Source organism: Marinobacterium sp. YM272 (genome assembly GCF_050908845.1).
Lineage (GTDB): Bacteria > Pseudomonadota > Gammaproteobacteria > Pseudomonadales > Balneatricaceae > Marinobacterium_D.
This window is the reverse complement of the sequence record NZ_CP194171.1, coordinates 2,904,783-2,918,994: the sequence shown is the minus strand read 5'-3', so window position 1 is coordinate 2,918,994 and position 14,212 is coordinate 2,904,783. Positions and strand designations below refer to the sequence as shown.

The following is a 14,212-nucleotide window of genomic DNA, read 5'->3' as shown; positions in this document are numbered from 1 at the left end:
GCGCCCTTCGAAATTCACCTACCGGACACCGATAGACAGACGATGATTATCAAGCCAAAAATTCGCGGTTTTATCTGTACTACTACACACCCGACCGGCTGTGAAGCCAACGTGCGCGAGCAGATCGCATACGCGCGCGCCCAGGGGGGTATCGAGAACGGACCGAAGAAGGTACTGGTCATTGGTTCCTCCAGCGGCTACGGACTGTCATCCCGCATCGCTGCGGCATTTGGCAGTGGTGCCGCCACTATCGGTGTGTTCTTCGAAAAGCCGGGTACAGAAAAGAAAACCGGCACGGCCGGCTGGTACAACGCTGCGGCTTTCGATCGCATCGCCCATGAAGAAGGTCTTTATGCCAAGAGCCTGAACGGCGATGCGTTCTCCCATGAGGCGAAGCAGAAGGTCGTGGACCTGATCAAGCAGGATCTGGGTCAGGTAGACCTGGTTGTGTACTCGCTTGCCTCGCCGGTGCGCAAGATGCCGGACAGCGGCGAAGTTGTCCGCTCTGCGCTGAAGCCGATCGGTGAGCCGTACCGCTCAACAGCCATCGATACCAACAAAGACTGCATCATCGAAGCTGAAATCGAGCCGGCGACCGAGCAGGAAGTAGAAGATACCGTTACCGTAATGGGTGGTGAAGACTGGGAACTCTGGCTGAGCGCGCTGGGTGATGCGGGTGTGCTGGCGCCGGACTGCAAGACCGTGGCTTACAGCTACATCGGTACCGATATCACCTGGCCGATTTACTGGCACGGTGCTTTGGGTAAGGCGAAACAGGATCTGGATCGTGCTGCTGGCGAGCTCAATGCGACGCTCGCAGCCGGTGGCGGCCAGGCCAATGTTGCCGTGCTGAAGTCAGTGGTTACCCAGGCAAGCTCCGCGATTCCGGTGATGCCGCTGTACCTGTCGATGGTGTTCCGCGTGATGCGCGAAAAAGGCCTGCATGAAGGCTGTATGGAGCAGGTTTACCGCCTGTTCTCTACCGGTCTCTACGGTAGCGAGGCTCAGATCGATGAGGGTAACCGCTACCGCATGGATGACTGGGAACTGCGCGATGACGTCCAGGAACCCTGCCGCGAGCTGTGGCCGCAGGTAACCACCGAGAACCTGTTTGATCTGACCGACTACGCGCTTTACAAGGCCGAGTTCCTTAAGTTGTTCGGATTCGGCATCGACGGTGTTGATTACGAGGCGGATGTAAGCCCGCTCGTCGAGTTCGACGTTATCGACATCTAAACCGTCCCCCGGTGTAACGCTGTACCGATTCAAAGTGGCCTCTTCGTGAGGCCACTTTTGGGTCTAAACTGACAAAATAGTAAACAAGATATAATATTGTAGAATTCGCTAACGATGACGCGAGCCGTAAGGAGATGGCAATGGGATTCAGGAAGATATATCGGGTGATCGCACTTCCCCTGTGTGGGGTTCTCCTCTCTGCGTGCAGTGGTAGCCAGGTTGCGGACCGGGTGCCCGCTTATTCTAACCAATCGTTTGCATCCATCGATAATGGCGCTCAGCTGAAGGGCCGCTGGAGAGTGGATAGCATCGGTCAGCGTGCCGTTAATTCCTCTACGCCTCTGTTGATCGCCTTTGATGAGAGCAGCCGTGTTGGCGGTGTTGCGGGCTGCAACCGCTTTCTTGGTGCCTACCAGATAGGGGCTGAGGGCGCTTTCTCCATTGAAGATGTCCGGCTGACCCGCCGCATCTGTCCTGAGCCGGTGATGATTCAGGAATCCCTGCTTATTAACCGGCTGAAGCATGTCAGTCGAACTCAACTGACGTCCGAAGGCGAGCTGTTGCTGTTCTTTGATAACGATGAACAGCCGATCAGGCTGCTGCCCGATTCCACTGCACTGGTTAATGGGGCTGCCCTGAGTCAAACGCAGCAAGCCCGCGCCCGGGGGTAAAGGGTCCTCTTTCAGGCTTTTTAGCCAGGCGGCAGGTCCAACTCCCGCTGGTCGGCGTATAGCTCGTTCAGTAAACTGTGACGCCAGTTTAATCAGTGACTTACCTGAAGGGGCCAGCCATGCGATACCGGGCGATCAACGATCACGACCACGGACGTCAAGACAGTATCGGAGTACTGCTTACCAATCTTGGTACCCCTGATGAACCCACCACCCCGGCGCTGCGGCGCTATCTGAAAGAGTTTCTCTGGGATCCCCGGGTCGTCGAGGTGCCTCGTCCGCTCTGGTGGCTGATTCTCAATGGTGTAATTCTTAATATACGTCCGAAGCGCTCCGCCGAGGCCTATCGTCAGGTGTGGACGGAGGAGGGTTCGCCACTGCTGGTGCATACCCGTAATCAGGCAGCAGCACTGGCCAGGCGGTTCGAGAAAGCGTCCGGTATGCCGGTAATCGTCGATTACGCCATGCGCTACGGTAACCCCTCCATCGCCGATGCGCTGCAGGCAATGCAGGATCGGGGTGTGCGCAAGCTGTTGGTGTTGCCGCTGTATCCGCAGTACAGCGGTGCCACAACCGGGTCCACCTTTGATGCCCTGGCTGCTGATTTTACCTCCCGGCGCTGGTTGCCGGATCTGCGTTTTGTGTCGCATTACCACGATTTCGTGCCTTACATAGAAGCGATGGCGCAGGCGATAGAAAAACACTGGGCGGAAAATGGGCGGCCTGATCGTTTACTGCTCTCTTATCACGGAGTGCCCAAGCGCTATCTCCTTTCCGGTGATCCCTACTACTGTGAATGTCGCGCTACTTCGCGCCTTCTTGCACAGCGTCTGGGTGTTGATGAGGCGTTTTGTCTGACTACCTTCCAGTCGCGTTTCGGGCGCGAAGAGTGGCTCAAACCCTATACCGATGAAACTTTGAAAGCGCTGCCGGCACAAGGGGTGCGTTCGGTGCAGGTCTATTGTCCCGGGTTCTCTGCTGACTGCCTTGAGACTATCGAGGAAATCGGTGTGGAGAACAGGGACTACTTCCTCGAAGCGGGCGGCTCCGACTATCAGTATATCCCTGCGCTCAATGATGAATCATCGCATATCGATGCATTGGAACAGCTGGTAAGGGGGCAGATAAACGACTGGCTGGAGGACGAACCTGCGGACACTGAGCAGCGTAGCGCTCTGGCGCATGCCGCCAAATCTTGATTTTTTATTAATTAAAGCGCTGTTTTGCCGGGTTTTGGCGCGGTTTTGTGTGCGGTGTCGTATGTTGGTGCGACGCAATAAAATCGTTCGCCAGTATGATTGTTTTAATATTACCTGTTTGTGATCTAAAACATGTTTTCCGGAAAGATCAATCGCAATACTATCTTTATCTTTGCGGTATAAACGGTTAGTTTGAAAAAGGCTGCCTGACCGGATGGTCGACTTTTTGTGACAGCAAAGGGGTCGGTCGTCCGGAATGGGAAAGCGTTCAGGGGTTGCCAGCGAGCAGGGCGACAAATTTTCCGTTTGAAACCTCATCGGTATTGCATGTCTGTCAAACTGGAAGTTAAACATCTCTACAAAATCTTCGGAGATGAACCCTCCGAAGCCTTCAAACTCCTGGAACAGGGTGTCGATAAAGAGGAGATATTCTCCCGCACCGGACTGACTGTCGGTGTGCATGATGCCAACCTCAGTATCAACGAAGGAGAAATCTTCGTTGTTATGGGGCTGTCAGGCTCTGGTAAATCAACGCTTGTTCGTCTCTTGAACCGGCTTATTGAGCCCACCCGCGGCCAGGTGCTGATCGATGGCGAGGATATCGCCGCTATTGACGAGCGTGCTTTGCGCGAGGTTCGGCGCCGCAAAATCGCCATGGTGTTCCAGTCCTTTGCGCTGATGCCGCACATGAGCGTGCTGGATAACACGGCATTCGGGCTTGAAATTGCCGGTGAGCCGGTAAGCGTGCGTCATGAAAAGGCGCGACATGCGCTTAAGCAGGTAGGTCTGGAGGCGCACGCCAACTCCTATCCGGATGAGCTGTCCGGCGGTATGCAGCAGCGTGTCGGTCTGGCCCGGGCGTTGGCCAATGACCCCGATATCCTGCTCATGGATGAGGCATTTTCAGCACTGGATCCGCTGATCCGTACCGGTATGCAGGATGAGCTGGTCGAGCTTCAGCACAAGCATCAGCGCACCATCGTATTTATTTCCCACGACCTGGACGAGGCGATGCGGATCGGCGATCGCATCGCCATTATGCAGGGCGGCGTGGTGGTGCAGGTGGGCACGCCTGACGAAATTCTCAATAACCCGGCCAATGACTACGTGCGCAGCTTCTTCCGTGGCGTGGACGTCAGTAACGTGTTTACGGCGCGGGATATCGCGCGCCGCCGTCAGGCAACGATTATCCGCAAGGAGTCCGGTAACCAGCTGCGCTCCAGTCTGCAGCTGTTGAAAGATAACGACCGGGAGTTCGGCTATGTCGTTGACCGGGAGAACCGTTATGTCGGTACCGTGTCGGTCAGCTCGATGAGCGAACAGCTCAAGAGTGATGGCAATCTGGAAAGTTCATATCTCGAAGGAGTACCCAGTCTCGATGCGAAACGGCCGCTGGGTGAGTTGATCGGCCCGGTGGCACAGGCTCCCTGCAGCGTGCCGGTGATTGACGAGGATGGCAAATACCTGGGTGTGATCAGTAAGGCGGTACTTCTGGAAACCCTGGATCGGGAGGCTGATAGCGATGAGTGAACAGGAGCAGAACACACCAGCTCAGGACCCCTGGGGTGCGACATCCGAACAGAGTGATCCCTGGGGCTCAGCCTCAGAGCAAACCGACCCCTGGGGAGCCTCGGACCAGGGTGGTCAGGACTGGCTGACCGATGCCGCAGTGCCGGATCAGGCACCGGATTTCGACTGGCTGCACCCGTTCCAGGAAACGCTGATTCCGCTGGAAGGCTGGGTTGAAAACGGGCTGGATTGGGTCGTCACTAACTTCAGGCCATTCTTTACTGCCATCAAGGCGCCGATCGAGGTGCTGCTTAACGGTGTTGACGGTCTGCTGAACGCAGCCCCGGCGCCGTTGATTATTCTTATCTTTACGCTGCTGGCCTGGCAGCTTGCCAGTGGTCGTCTCGCCATCGGCGCGTTGATCAGTCTGCCGCTTATCGGTGCGATAGGTGCCTGGCAGGAGGCGATGACCACTCTGTCGCTGGTGCTTACGGCGGTGTTCTTCTGTGCCCTGATCGGTATTCCCGCCGGTATCTGGATGTCCCGCAGCGAGCGGGTCAACAGTATAGTGCGACCGATTCTTGATGCGATGCAGACGACGCCGGCGTTTGTTTACCTGGTGCCGATCGTGATGCTGTTCGGTATCGGTAACGTACCAGGGGTTGTTGTCACCATTATCTTCTCGGTGCCGCCGGTAATTCGTCTCACCAACCTGGGTATCCGCCAGGTGCCGGGTGACCTGATCGAGGCGGCGCACTCATTTGGTGTCAGCAAGCGGCAGCTGCTGACACGTGTTCAGCTGCCGCTGGCGATGCCGACCATCATGGCGGGGGTGAACCAGACACTGATGCTCTGTCTGTCGATGGTGGTTATCGCGTCGATGATCTCCGTTGGTGGGCTTGGTCTGATGGTGCTGCGTGGCATAGGTCGCCTCGATATTGGCCTGGCTACTGTGGGCGGCGTCGGCATCGTTATTCTTGCCATTATTCTTGATCGACTGACCCAGTCACTGGGTCGCGATGCCCGTAGCCGTGGTACGCGCCACTGGTATGAGAGTGGCCCGGTGGGGTTTGTTTATAAGCGATTTGTTTCGAAATCCAATTAAGGAGTGGATTTATGAAAAGTGTACAGTTCATCACCGCAGGTCTGACGCTGGCCGTCAGCTCGGTGGTCATGGCGGAGTCTCTGCCCGGCGAAGGTGTTGAAGTTCAGGCCCTGCAGAGCCCGATTGCGGAAGAAACCTTCCAGACAATGGTTGTTAACAAGGGGCTTGAAGCTCTGGGTTATGATGTCGCTCCTATTCGTGAGGTCGACTACAGCGCAAGCTACACCGCGATCGCCAACGGCGACGCCACCTATATGGCGGTTAACTGGGATCCTCTGCACAACCAGATGTATGCCAATGCCGGTGGTGATGACGTGTTCTACCGCAAAGGTTACTACATCGAAGGTGCCGCCCAGGGGTATCTGATCGACAAGAAAACCGCGCAAGAGTACGGCATCGATAATATCGAGGATTTCAAGGATCCCGAGATCGCCAAAGTCTTCGATACCAATAATGACGGCAAAGCGGACCTGACCGGCTGCCAGGCGGGCTGGGGCTGTGAAGGTGTGATTGAGTATCAGCTGGATGAGTTCGGCCTGCGCGACAGCATCAACCATAACCAGGGCCAGTACGCGGCGATCATCTCCGATACCATCGCCCGTTATGACGCCGGTGAGCCGATCTTCTATTACACCTGGACTCCGTACTGGGTGTCCGGTCGTCTGGTGCCGGGCAAGGATGTGGTATGGCTTGAGGTTCCGTACTCCGCCAATCCGAATGGCAGTGAAACAGCGCTGCCGAACGGCAAAAACTACGGTTTCGATATCAACTCCGAGCGCATTGTGGCCAATAAGGAATGGGCTGCCGAAAACCCCGCAGCCGCCAAGCTGTTCGAGCTGATGAAGCTGCCGATCAACGCTGTCAGCGCCCAGAACATGATGATCAGCCAGGGGCAGGACTCCATGGCGGCGATGGAGCGTCATGCCGCTAGCTGGATCAAAGCGAACCAGACCGTTTTTGACGGCTGGATCGAAGAGGCGAAAGCGGCGGCCCAGTAAAGGCTGCTGATTGTGTGAGCAGAGCCCCGCACTGGCGGGGCTTTTTGCGTTAGGCGTCGGGTGATGCTGTCAGGGAGCTGCTGTGCCTGATGGAGCCTGTGCCAGGTTCTGCTGCTGCAATCTGGCTTCCCGCTGGAAAGCGGCTGAGACCCCGGGGCGAGTTGTTATCGGTGCGGTCGGCGCTCACTGGTGTCTGTCGATCGATAAAAAAGCATAAATCGCCATTGCCGCGACAGCGGGCATATGCACAATAGAAGGGTGGGCATCAGCGCCAAGGTGTCTCGCAGACCTTAACTCAGCCGAGGAGGCCGCATCATGAGTAACAACTCTCCCCACCCCAAGTTTATGGAAGCCATGCGCAAACTTTCAGCGATGACTGAAGAGGAGCGGCTGTCTGAGGAAAATAAAGAGTTATTTGAACAGGCAATGAAGTATGCGCCGCTGGATATTCAGCCGGCACTGATCGCCATTCAGAAAAAATATGAAGTGTCCGTTCACTGATAGAGATACCTGAAAGGGCACGCCCCGGGAGGGGCGTGCGATTCAAGCCCTTCCCGTAAGTGCGTTTAAGCTACTGCACTACTCCGGTGATCCGGGTGTGTAGCGATAAAGTGTTGAAGTACACCACGAAGCAGTTGTTCCTGATCTTTCTTTCCAGCCCGGCGAGCTTCGTTAATGTCATCGAGAATAATCTGACGTATCTTCTGTTCTCCGTCGTGGGTGACCAGATAGTGACCCAGTGCCACAGCAATCATGGTATCCATGTGCTCATGCACCGCGATCGCGTCAATCTCCTCTTCTGTGAGGTCTGACATCGCCAGGCACTCTTCATAGGTCAACATCGCTAATCCTCCTCTGCGCTGAGCGCGTTTTTAGGGTTATTGATTGCTCTGCGTCTCTTAGTCTAGAACAGCGGTCCCACGGATCTAGTCCTGCGCGAGGATCATTTCTCATACGAATTCCATGGCCGTTACTCTGTTTCATGCTGCATATGCGGTATCAAACAGGCGTTTGGGCACATTTCGCTTTAATAAGAACGAATTGAAAAGTTAGCGGCTGCAATATGGCGAGGTCGACTGTCGTATAAACGGCAGTCAACTCTGTTGATGTAGATCAAGTTGTCTACTGGGTGGTCTGCCGGAAAGGCAGGCCTTCGGCCAGCTCTTTCATCTGCTCGCGAAGCAGGTTTTGCTCTTCGGCGAGGAAATCTTCGAGTGCCGGATGGAAGCCGGCTTCCTTTACCCAGTGCACGGACCAGGTTTCAACGGGCTCGAATCCGCGTTGAATTTTATGCTCGCCCTGGGCGCCGGGATCGAAGCGTTGCAGGCCCTGCTGGATACAGTAGTCGATACCCTGGTAGTAGCAGGCCTCAAAATGCAGGCTGTCGAATTCATCCAGGCAGCCCCAGTAGCGCCCGTAAAGGCAGGAACTGCTTTTGAGAGACAGGGCGCCCGCGACATGTTGGCCGGAGTAGCTGGCCATCACCAGTACCAGTTGTTCCGGCATCTGTTCGTGCAGCAGGGTAAAGAACTCCCGAGTCAGGTAACCCTGTCTGCCTCTTTTCAGGTAGGTGAGCTGGTAGAAGCGGTAGAACTCGTCCAGATGGGAGCCGTTGATCCGCTCACCCACCAATGTTTCCAGTTGTACGCCCTGAGCGGTGACTTTCTCACGCTCTTTGCGCACGTTTTTGCGTTTGCGTGAACTGAAGTGGCTCAGATAGTCTGCGAACGACGCATAGCCACGGTTGAACCAGTGATACTGGGTGCCGAGCCGAGCCATCAGCCCGTTGTCTTCGAACGCTGAGCGCAGCTCCGGTTTGATAAACAGGCCGTGCCATCCGGAGGCATCGAAGCGCTCGGCGATCTGACGTACCGCCTGGGCGAGGAGAGCGGCGCCTTCTGTGTCGGGCAGGCTCAGGCCGAAGCGGGGGCCGGTGGCCGGTGTAAACGGGACAGCCGTCAGCAGCTTGGGGTAGTAACTGAGCCCGTTACGCTGCCAGGCATCGGCCCAGGACCAGTCAAACACGTATTCACCCCAGGAGTGGCTTTTCAGATAAAGCGGCATCACACCGATCAGAGCGTCCTCCTGCCAGATCGACAGATGCAGAGGTTGCCAGCCGGTTTCCGGGCTCACGCTGCCGGAGCGTTCGAGCGCGTCAAGAAACTCATGCCTGAGAAACGGATAATCGGTACCGCAGAGCGTATTCCACTCCTCGCGGGGGATTTCTCCGATCTTGCTGTGCAGTCTGATATCGGGCATCTTGGCTATAATCTCAACTGGGTTTGAAGCTAATCCAGACAGGTTTCAAACCAGCCTAACCATTTCCAGCAGTGTCCGGAAGGAGCAATATGGACGAACTTGAGCTTGAGTATGAGCTGGACCCCCGGCTCGCGGCCGATACGATCAGCCTGGGCAATTTCCCGCTTTGTCAGTTGTTGTTGATGAACGACGCCAATTACCCCTGGTTTATTCTTGTGCCGCGCCGAGCCGGCGTCACCGAGATCTATCATCTGTCGCTGGATGAGCGTACCCAGCTGATGAGCGAGTCCAGTTTTCTTGCAGAAAATCTCGCCGATCTTTTCCATGCCAGCAAAATGAATATAGCGGCGCTCGGCAACATGGTTCCCCAGCTGCATATGCATCATGTGGTGCGTAAAGAGAATGATGCGGCCTGGCCGGCTCCGGTTTGGGGTAAAGTGCCTGCCATTCCCTATACGCCTGCGCAGCTTGACGATATCCGCGAGCGTCTCTGCCGGTTGATGAGCGAAGAGCTCAGCTTCTGCCCGCACGCCTGAATTCGATCAGGGGTCCTGTCAGGGCCCGCTAAATCGAGTATACTTCCCGCCTTTAAAAATGAGGGTCCATGCCCGCTCGGCTTTCAGTCGACTGCGGTTGATGGTCCCTCTGCACTCTTGATATGGCGTCCGGACAGTGGCGCGTACAGATCAAAAACAGGATAGGGTAACTATGCGCAGCCATTATTGCGGCGGTCTTCGTAAAGAGCATATCGGTGAAGATGTGGTCCTGATGGGGTGGGTACACCGCCGTCGTGACCACGGTGGAGTCATTTTCCTTGATGTCCGCGATCGCGAGGGCATCGCTCAGGTCGTATTCGACCCCGATCGCGAAGAGAGTTTCAATCTGGCTGACAGCGTACGTAACGAATTCGTGATCGAGATTCACGGTACCGTACGTGCACGTCCTGCCGGTACCGATAACCCGGAAATGCCCACCGGCGCGATCGAAGTGCTCGGCAAAGAGCTGAAAATTCTCAACAAGTCTGAAACCCCGCCGTTCCAGCTTGACGAACACCAGCAGGTGGGTGAAGACGTACGTCTGCGCCACCGTTACATTGACCTGCGTCGTCCGGAAATTCAGCAGAAACTGCGTTTCCGCTCCCAGGTGACCCACGCGGTACGCAGCTTCCTGGAAGAGAACGGCTTCCTCGATATCGAAACACCGATCCTCACCCGTGCGACTCCGGAAGGTGCCCGTGACTATCTGGTACCTAGCCGTACCCACGAAGGTTCTTTCTTCGCGCTGCCGCAGTCTCCGCAGCTTTTCAAACAGCTGCTGATGGTGTCTGGCTTTGACCGCTACTACCAGATTGCCAAGTGCTTCCGCGACGAAGATCTGCGTGCCGATCGTCAGCCTGAATTTACCCAGATCGACATCGAAACCTCGTTCCTCGGTGAACAGGAGATCATGGGTCTGGCCGAAGGCATGGTTCGCAAACTGTTCAAGGAGCTGCTGGATATCGAGCTCGGCGACTTCCCGACCATGCCGTATGCCGAAGCGATGAACCGTTTCGGTTCCGACAAGCCGGACCTGCGTATTCCGCTGGAACTGGTCGACGTCAACGATCTGGTAGCCGATGTGGACTTCAAAGTGTTCGCAGGCCCCGCCAAGGATCCGAAAGGCCGTGTCGCTGCGCTGAAAGTGCCGGGCGGTGCCGAGCTGACCCGCAAGATCATCGACGACTACACCAAGTTTGTCGGCATCTACGGTGCCAAGGGCCTGGCCTGGATCAAGGTCAATGCCCTGGAGAACGGCGCTGAAGGTCTGCAGTCTCCGATCGTCAAGTTCCTCGGTGAAGAGGTCGCGCTGAAGATCATGGAGCGCCTGGGTGCTCAGAACGGCGATATCGTCTTCTTCGGCGCCGACAAGGCCAACACCGTCAACGAAGCCCTGGGCGCACTGCGTATCAAGGTTGGCGAAGACATGAACCTGATCGAGAAGAACTGGGCGCCGCTGTGGGTGGTCGACTTCCCGATGTTCGAAGAGCTGGACGATGGCAGCCTGACCGCGCTGCACCACCCGTTCACCGCGCCCAACTGCTCACCTGAGCAGCTGATCGAAGAGCCGGTAGGCAAGCTCTCCCGTGCTTACGACATGGTACTGAACGGTACCGAGCTCGGCGGTGGTTCCGTGCGTATCCACGATCAGGATATGCAGAAAGCGGTATTCAAGGTGCTGGGTATCTCCGACGAGGAAGCGGAAGAGAAGTTCGGCTTCCTGCTCAACGCGCTGAAGTTTGGTGCGCCGCCTCACGGTGGTCTGGCGTTCGGTCTTGATCGTCTGATCATGCTGATGACCGGCTCCAGCTCTATCCGTGAAGTGATCGCCTTCCCGAAAACCCAGAGTGCTGCCTGTCTGCTGACAGACGCGCCGGGAGAGGTAAGCGCCGCTCAGCTGCGTGATCTCAACATCAAGCTGCGCAAGGCGCCTTGATCGAGAACCTTAATTCGGTTCGGTATCAGGTTAAGTAATTAGCAACACTCCGGGACCGCTTTCGAGCGGTCCCGTCAGATTGAGGAAGTGGTATGGCAGGTCATTCTAAATGGGCTAACATCAAACACCGCAAAGCGGCACAGGACGCCAAACGCGGCAAAATCTTCACCAAACTGATTCGCGAGCTCACCGTGGCCGCGAAAGAGGGTGGCGGTAACCCGGAAGATAACCCGCGCCTGCGTGCGGCCGTCGATAAGGCGCTCGGCGCCAACATGAAGCGCGATACCATCGATAAAGCGATTCAGCGTGGTGCCGGTGGCGGCGAGGGTGACAACTACGACGAGCTGACCTACGAAGGTTACGGCAGCAACGGCGTGGCGATCCTCGTTGAGTGCATGACCGACAACGTCAACCGCACGGTTTCCCAGGTGCGCGCTGCATTCAGCAAGCACGGCGGTAACCTGGGCACCAACGGTTCCGTCTCCTACCTGTTCGACAAGCGCGGCGTGCTCAGCTTTGAAACAGGCGTCGATGAGGACGCGATCATGGAAGCGGCGCTGGAAGCGGGTGCCGATGATGTGGTCACCAATGATGACGGCTCCATCGATGTCTACTGCGAAGCCAACGACTATATGGATGTGAAGCAGGGCCTGGTTGATGCAGGCTTTGACCCTGCGCATTCTGAGGTCGGCATGATTCCGCAGACCAGCGTTGAGCTGGATGAAGAGACCGGTCGCAAGGTGATGAAGCTGATCGACACCCTGGAAGATCTGGACGACTCCCAGAACGTCTATCACAACGCCGATATCCCCGAAGAGGCGATGGAAGACTGATCGCCCGAGTGGCTGTTTTGGGGCGCTGCCCCTGTTGAGAAAGCCGGAGCCAGTGCTCCGGCTTTTTTGTTATTATCGAGCCAGTTTGAGGGATTGGGCGGCAGCATGCTGATATTGGGAATAGATCCGGGGTCACGTATCACCGGATACGGGGTGATTAATATCGATGGGCCCCGTTATGAGTACGTAACCAGCGGCTGCATTCGTATCCAGGGTGATGTGCTGGCGGAGCGGCTGCAGCAGGTTTACGCCGGCGTCAGCGCGATTATTGACCAGTACATACCCCAGGAGATGGCGATCGAGCAGGTGTTCATGTCACGCAACGCCGATTCGGCGCTCAAGCTGGGTCAGGCGCGGGGCGTGGCGATGGTTGCCGGTGCCAATGCGGGGCTGCCGGTGGCTGAGTACGCGGCGCGTCTGGTTAAACAGTCGGTGGTGGGTAACGGCGGCGCAGATAAAACCCAGGTCCAGACCATGGTCGCTCACCTGCTCAAACTGCCGGGCAGGCCTCAGGCGGACGCGGCGGATGCGCTGGCGATCGCGCTCTGTCATGCCCATAACCGTAACCGGCAGATAGTCACCGCCGGTGCCAGAAAAGTGGTGCGGGGGCGCTGGCAGTAATGGAATACGTCGAGTTTATCTACCTGGCCGACCTGATCGGTGTCGCCATCTTTGCCATTACCGGCGCGATCGCCGCGCCAGGCAAGCGGCTGGATATTCTGGGTGTGATGGTGCTCGGGTTTGTGACCGCGCTGGGCGGTGGCACCATCCGCGATATTACCCTGGATCTGTATCCACTGGTCTGGGTCGAGGATACGCTCTATCTATATGTCGCTATCGTCAGCGCTGTCATGGCATTTATAGCTGCTCGCTATCTCCCGTCGCCGCGTCGGGCGCTGCTGGTGCTCGATGCCATGGGGCTTGCCGTATTTGCCATCCTGGGTCTGCAGAAAGCGCTGGCAGCCGGCGCACCGGAAGCGGTGGCGGTGATGATGGCGGTGATTACCGGCGTGGCCGGTGGCATGATCCGCGATGTGTTGACCGGTCAGATTCCGCTGGTACTGCAGCGAGGTGGTGAGCTTTATGCCACCTCGGCGCTGCTTGGGGCGCTTTTCTACCTGGTGGCAATTCAGCTGGTTGATGAGCCCAGCCCCTGGCTCGATATCAGTGCCATGATCATTATCTTTATAACCCGCATGGCGGGGCTGGTAGCCGGCCTGCGGCTGCCGGAGTTTATTGTTCGCGGTCATCGTCTGGAATCTCCAGACGAGGCCAGACAGATGGAGAATCGGGAACCGTGATAGGACGTTTAACTGGCGAGCTGGCCGAGAAGCAACCACCGCAGCTGTTGCTGGACGTTAACGGCGTCGGCTATGAGGTCGAGGCCTCAATGAACACCTTCTACAAACTGCCGGCGCTGGGCGAGTCCGTGGTGCTCTATACCCATATGGTGGTTCGCGAGGATGCTCAGCTGCTGTACGGCTTTGCAGATCAGCAGGAGCGAATCCTGTTCCGTGCCCTGATCAAGACCAATGGCGTTGGCCCGAAGCTGGCGCTGGCGATACTGTCCGGTACCAGTAGCGAGGAGTTTATCCGCTGCGTTCACAACGAAGACACTGCCACCCTGGTACGGATTCCCGGCGTGGGCAAGAAAACCGCCGAGCGTCTGATCGTCGAGATGAAGGACAAGCTGGACCGGCTGGAACTCCCCACCATGACCGAGTTTGCTCTTGCGGCCAGCGAGGGTGGCGTGACTGCGCCGGTGGTTGCTGATAACCGGCAGGAAGCGGAAAGTGCACTGATTGCCCTCGGCTACAAACCGGTACAGGCCACCAAGGCGATCGAGAACTCCGTCTCCGCGCTGGGTGAGGGCGCCAGTGTTGAAGAGCTGATCCGTACCGCGCTCAAGTCCATGGTCGGCGGTTGAGGA

General features: G+C 56.9%; 15 protein-coding genes. 13 read left to right on the top strand and 2 right to left on the bottom strand.

What is annotated here, in order from left to right:
* Positions 1-42: 42 nt before the first annotated feature.
* The 7 genes from fabV to ACQUQP_RS12905 all read left to right on the top strand — a co-directional run bounded on the left by fabV (position 43) and on the right by ACQUQP_RS12905 (position 7,219).
* The gene (gene fabV, locus ACQUQP_RS12935; RefSeq protein WP_432695444.1) at positions 43-1,236 is read left to right on the top strand and encodes an enoyl-ACP reductase FabV; all 1,194 of its coding nucleotides are present in this window, start codon (positions 43-45) and stop codon (positions 1,234-1,236) included.
* 230 nt (positions 1,237-1,466) lie between these two features.
* Entirely contained in the window at positions 1,467-1,907 is a 441-nt protein-coding gene (locus tag ACQUQP_RS12930) for an META domain-containing protein (protein WP_432695443.1), read from the top strand.
* Positions 1,908-2,026: 119 nt separating this feature from the next.
* Positions 2,027-3,106, top strand: a complete 1,080-nt coding sequence (gene hemH / locus ACQUQP_RS12925) for a ferrochelatase (protein WP_432695442.1) — start codon at positions 2,027-2,029, stop codon at positions 3,104-3,106.
* Between the two features lie 327 nt (positions 3,107-3,433).
* On the top strand, positions 3,434-4,636 hold the full coding sequence (proV, locus tag ACQUQP_RS12920; RefSeq protein WP_432695441.1) for a glycine betaine/L-proline ABC transporter ATP-binding protein ProV: 1,203 nt from the start codon (positions 3,434-3,436) through the stop codon (positions 4,634-4,636).
* On the top strand, positions 4,629-5,720 hold the full coding sequence (gene proW, locus ACQUQP_RS12915; RefSeq protein WP_432695440.1) for a glycine betaine/L-proline ABC transporter permease ProW: 1,092 nt from the start codon (positions 4,629-4,631) through the stop codon (positions 5,718-5,720). The genes proV and proW overlap by 8 nt, the downstream gene beginning before the upstream one ends.
* An 11-nt stretch (positions 5,721-5,731) precedes the next feature.
* Positions 5,732-6,718, top strand: a complete 987-nt coding sequence (proX, locus tag ACQUQP_RS12910; RefSeq protein WP_432695439.1) for a glycine betaine/L-proline ABC transporter substrate-binding protein ProX — start codon at positions 5,732-5,734, stop codon at positions 6,716-6,718.
* 315 nt (positions 6,719-7,033) lie between these two features.
* A complete protein-coding gene (locus ACQUQP_RS12905) occupies positions 7,034-7,219 on the top strand; it encodes a hypothetical protein (RefSeq protein ID WP_432695438.1) in 186 nt (61 codons plus the stop codon).
* Between the two features lie 65 nt (positions 7,220-7,284).
* Here ACQUQP_RS12905 and ACQUQP_RS12900 read toward each other — a convergent pair whose 3' ends face one another.
* Together ACQUQP_RS12900 and ACQUQP_RS12895 are read right to left on the bottom strand one after the other, a co-directional pair.
* The gene (locus ACQUQP_RS12900) at positions 7,285-7,533 is read right to left on the bottom strand and encodes a hypothetical protein (protein WP_432695437.1); all 249 of its coding nucleotides are present in this window, start codon (positions 7,531-7,533) and stop codon (positions 7,285-7,287) included.
* A gap of 307 nt (positions 7,534-7,840) precedes the next feature.
* Entirely contained in the window at positions 7,841-8,977 is a 1,137-nt protein-coding gene (locus ACQUQP_RS12895) for a GNAT family N-acetyltransferase (RefSeq protein ID WP_432695436.1), read from the bottom strand.
* Positions 8,978-9,066: 89 nt separating this feature from the next.
* Between ACQUQP_RS12895 and ACQUQP_RS12890 the strand changes: the two genes are divergently transcribed.
* The 6 genes from ACQUQP_RS12890 to ruvA all read left to right on the top strand — a co-directional run bounded on the left by ACQUQP_RS12890 (position 9,067) and on the right by ruvA (position 14,209).
* A complete protein-coding gene (locus tag ACQUQP_RS12890; protein ID WP_432695435.1) occupies positions 9,067-9,513 on the top strand; it encodes an HIT domain-containing protein in 447 nt (148 codons plus the stop codon).
* Positions 9,514-9,685: 172 nt separating this feature from the next.
* Complete coding sequence (gene aspS / locus ACQUQP_RS12885) at positions 9,686-11,449, top strand: aspartate--tRNA ligase (RefSeq protein ID WP_432695434.1); 1,764 nt, start codon at positions 9,686-9,688, stop codon at positions 11,447-11,449.
* A 92-nt stretch (positions 11,450-11,541) separates the two neighbouring features.
* Positions 11,542-12,282 (top strand): YebC/PmpR family DNA-binding transcriptional regulator, encoded by a 741-nt coding sequence (locus ACQUQP_RS12880; protein WP_432695433.1) that lies wholly within the window; start codon positions 11,542-11,544, stop codon positions 12,280-12,282.
* Positions 12,283-12,387: 105 nt separating this feature from the next.
* Entirely contained in the window at positions 12,388-12,903 is a 516-nt protein-coding gene (gene ruvC / locus ACQUQP_RS12875) for a crossover junction endodeoxyribonuclease RuvC (RefSeq protein ID WP_432695432.1), read from the top strand.
* On the top strand, positions 12,903-13,583 hold the full coding sequence (locus ACQUQP_RS12870; RefSeq protein ID WP_432695431.1) for a trimeric intracellular cation channel family protein: 681 nt from the start codon (positions 12,903-12,905) through the stop codon (positions 13,581-13,583). The genes ruvC and ACQUQP_RS12870 overlap by 1 nt, the downstream gene beginning before the upstream one ends.
* A complete protein-coding gene (gene ruvA / locus ACQUQP_RS12865; protein WP_432695430.1) occupies positions 13,580-14,209 on the top strand; it encodes a Holliday junction branch migration protein RuvA in 630 nt (209 codons plus the stop codon). Before ACQUQP_RS12870 ends, ruvA begins: the two co-directional genes overlap by 4 nt.
* Positions 14,210-14,212: the final 3 nt, after the last annotated feature.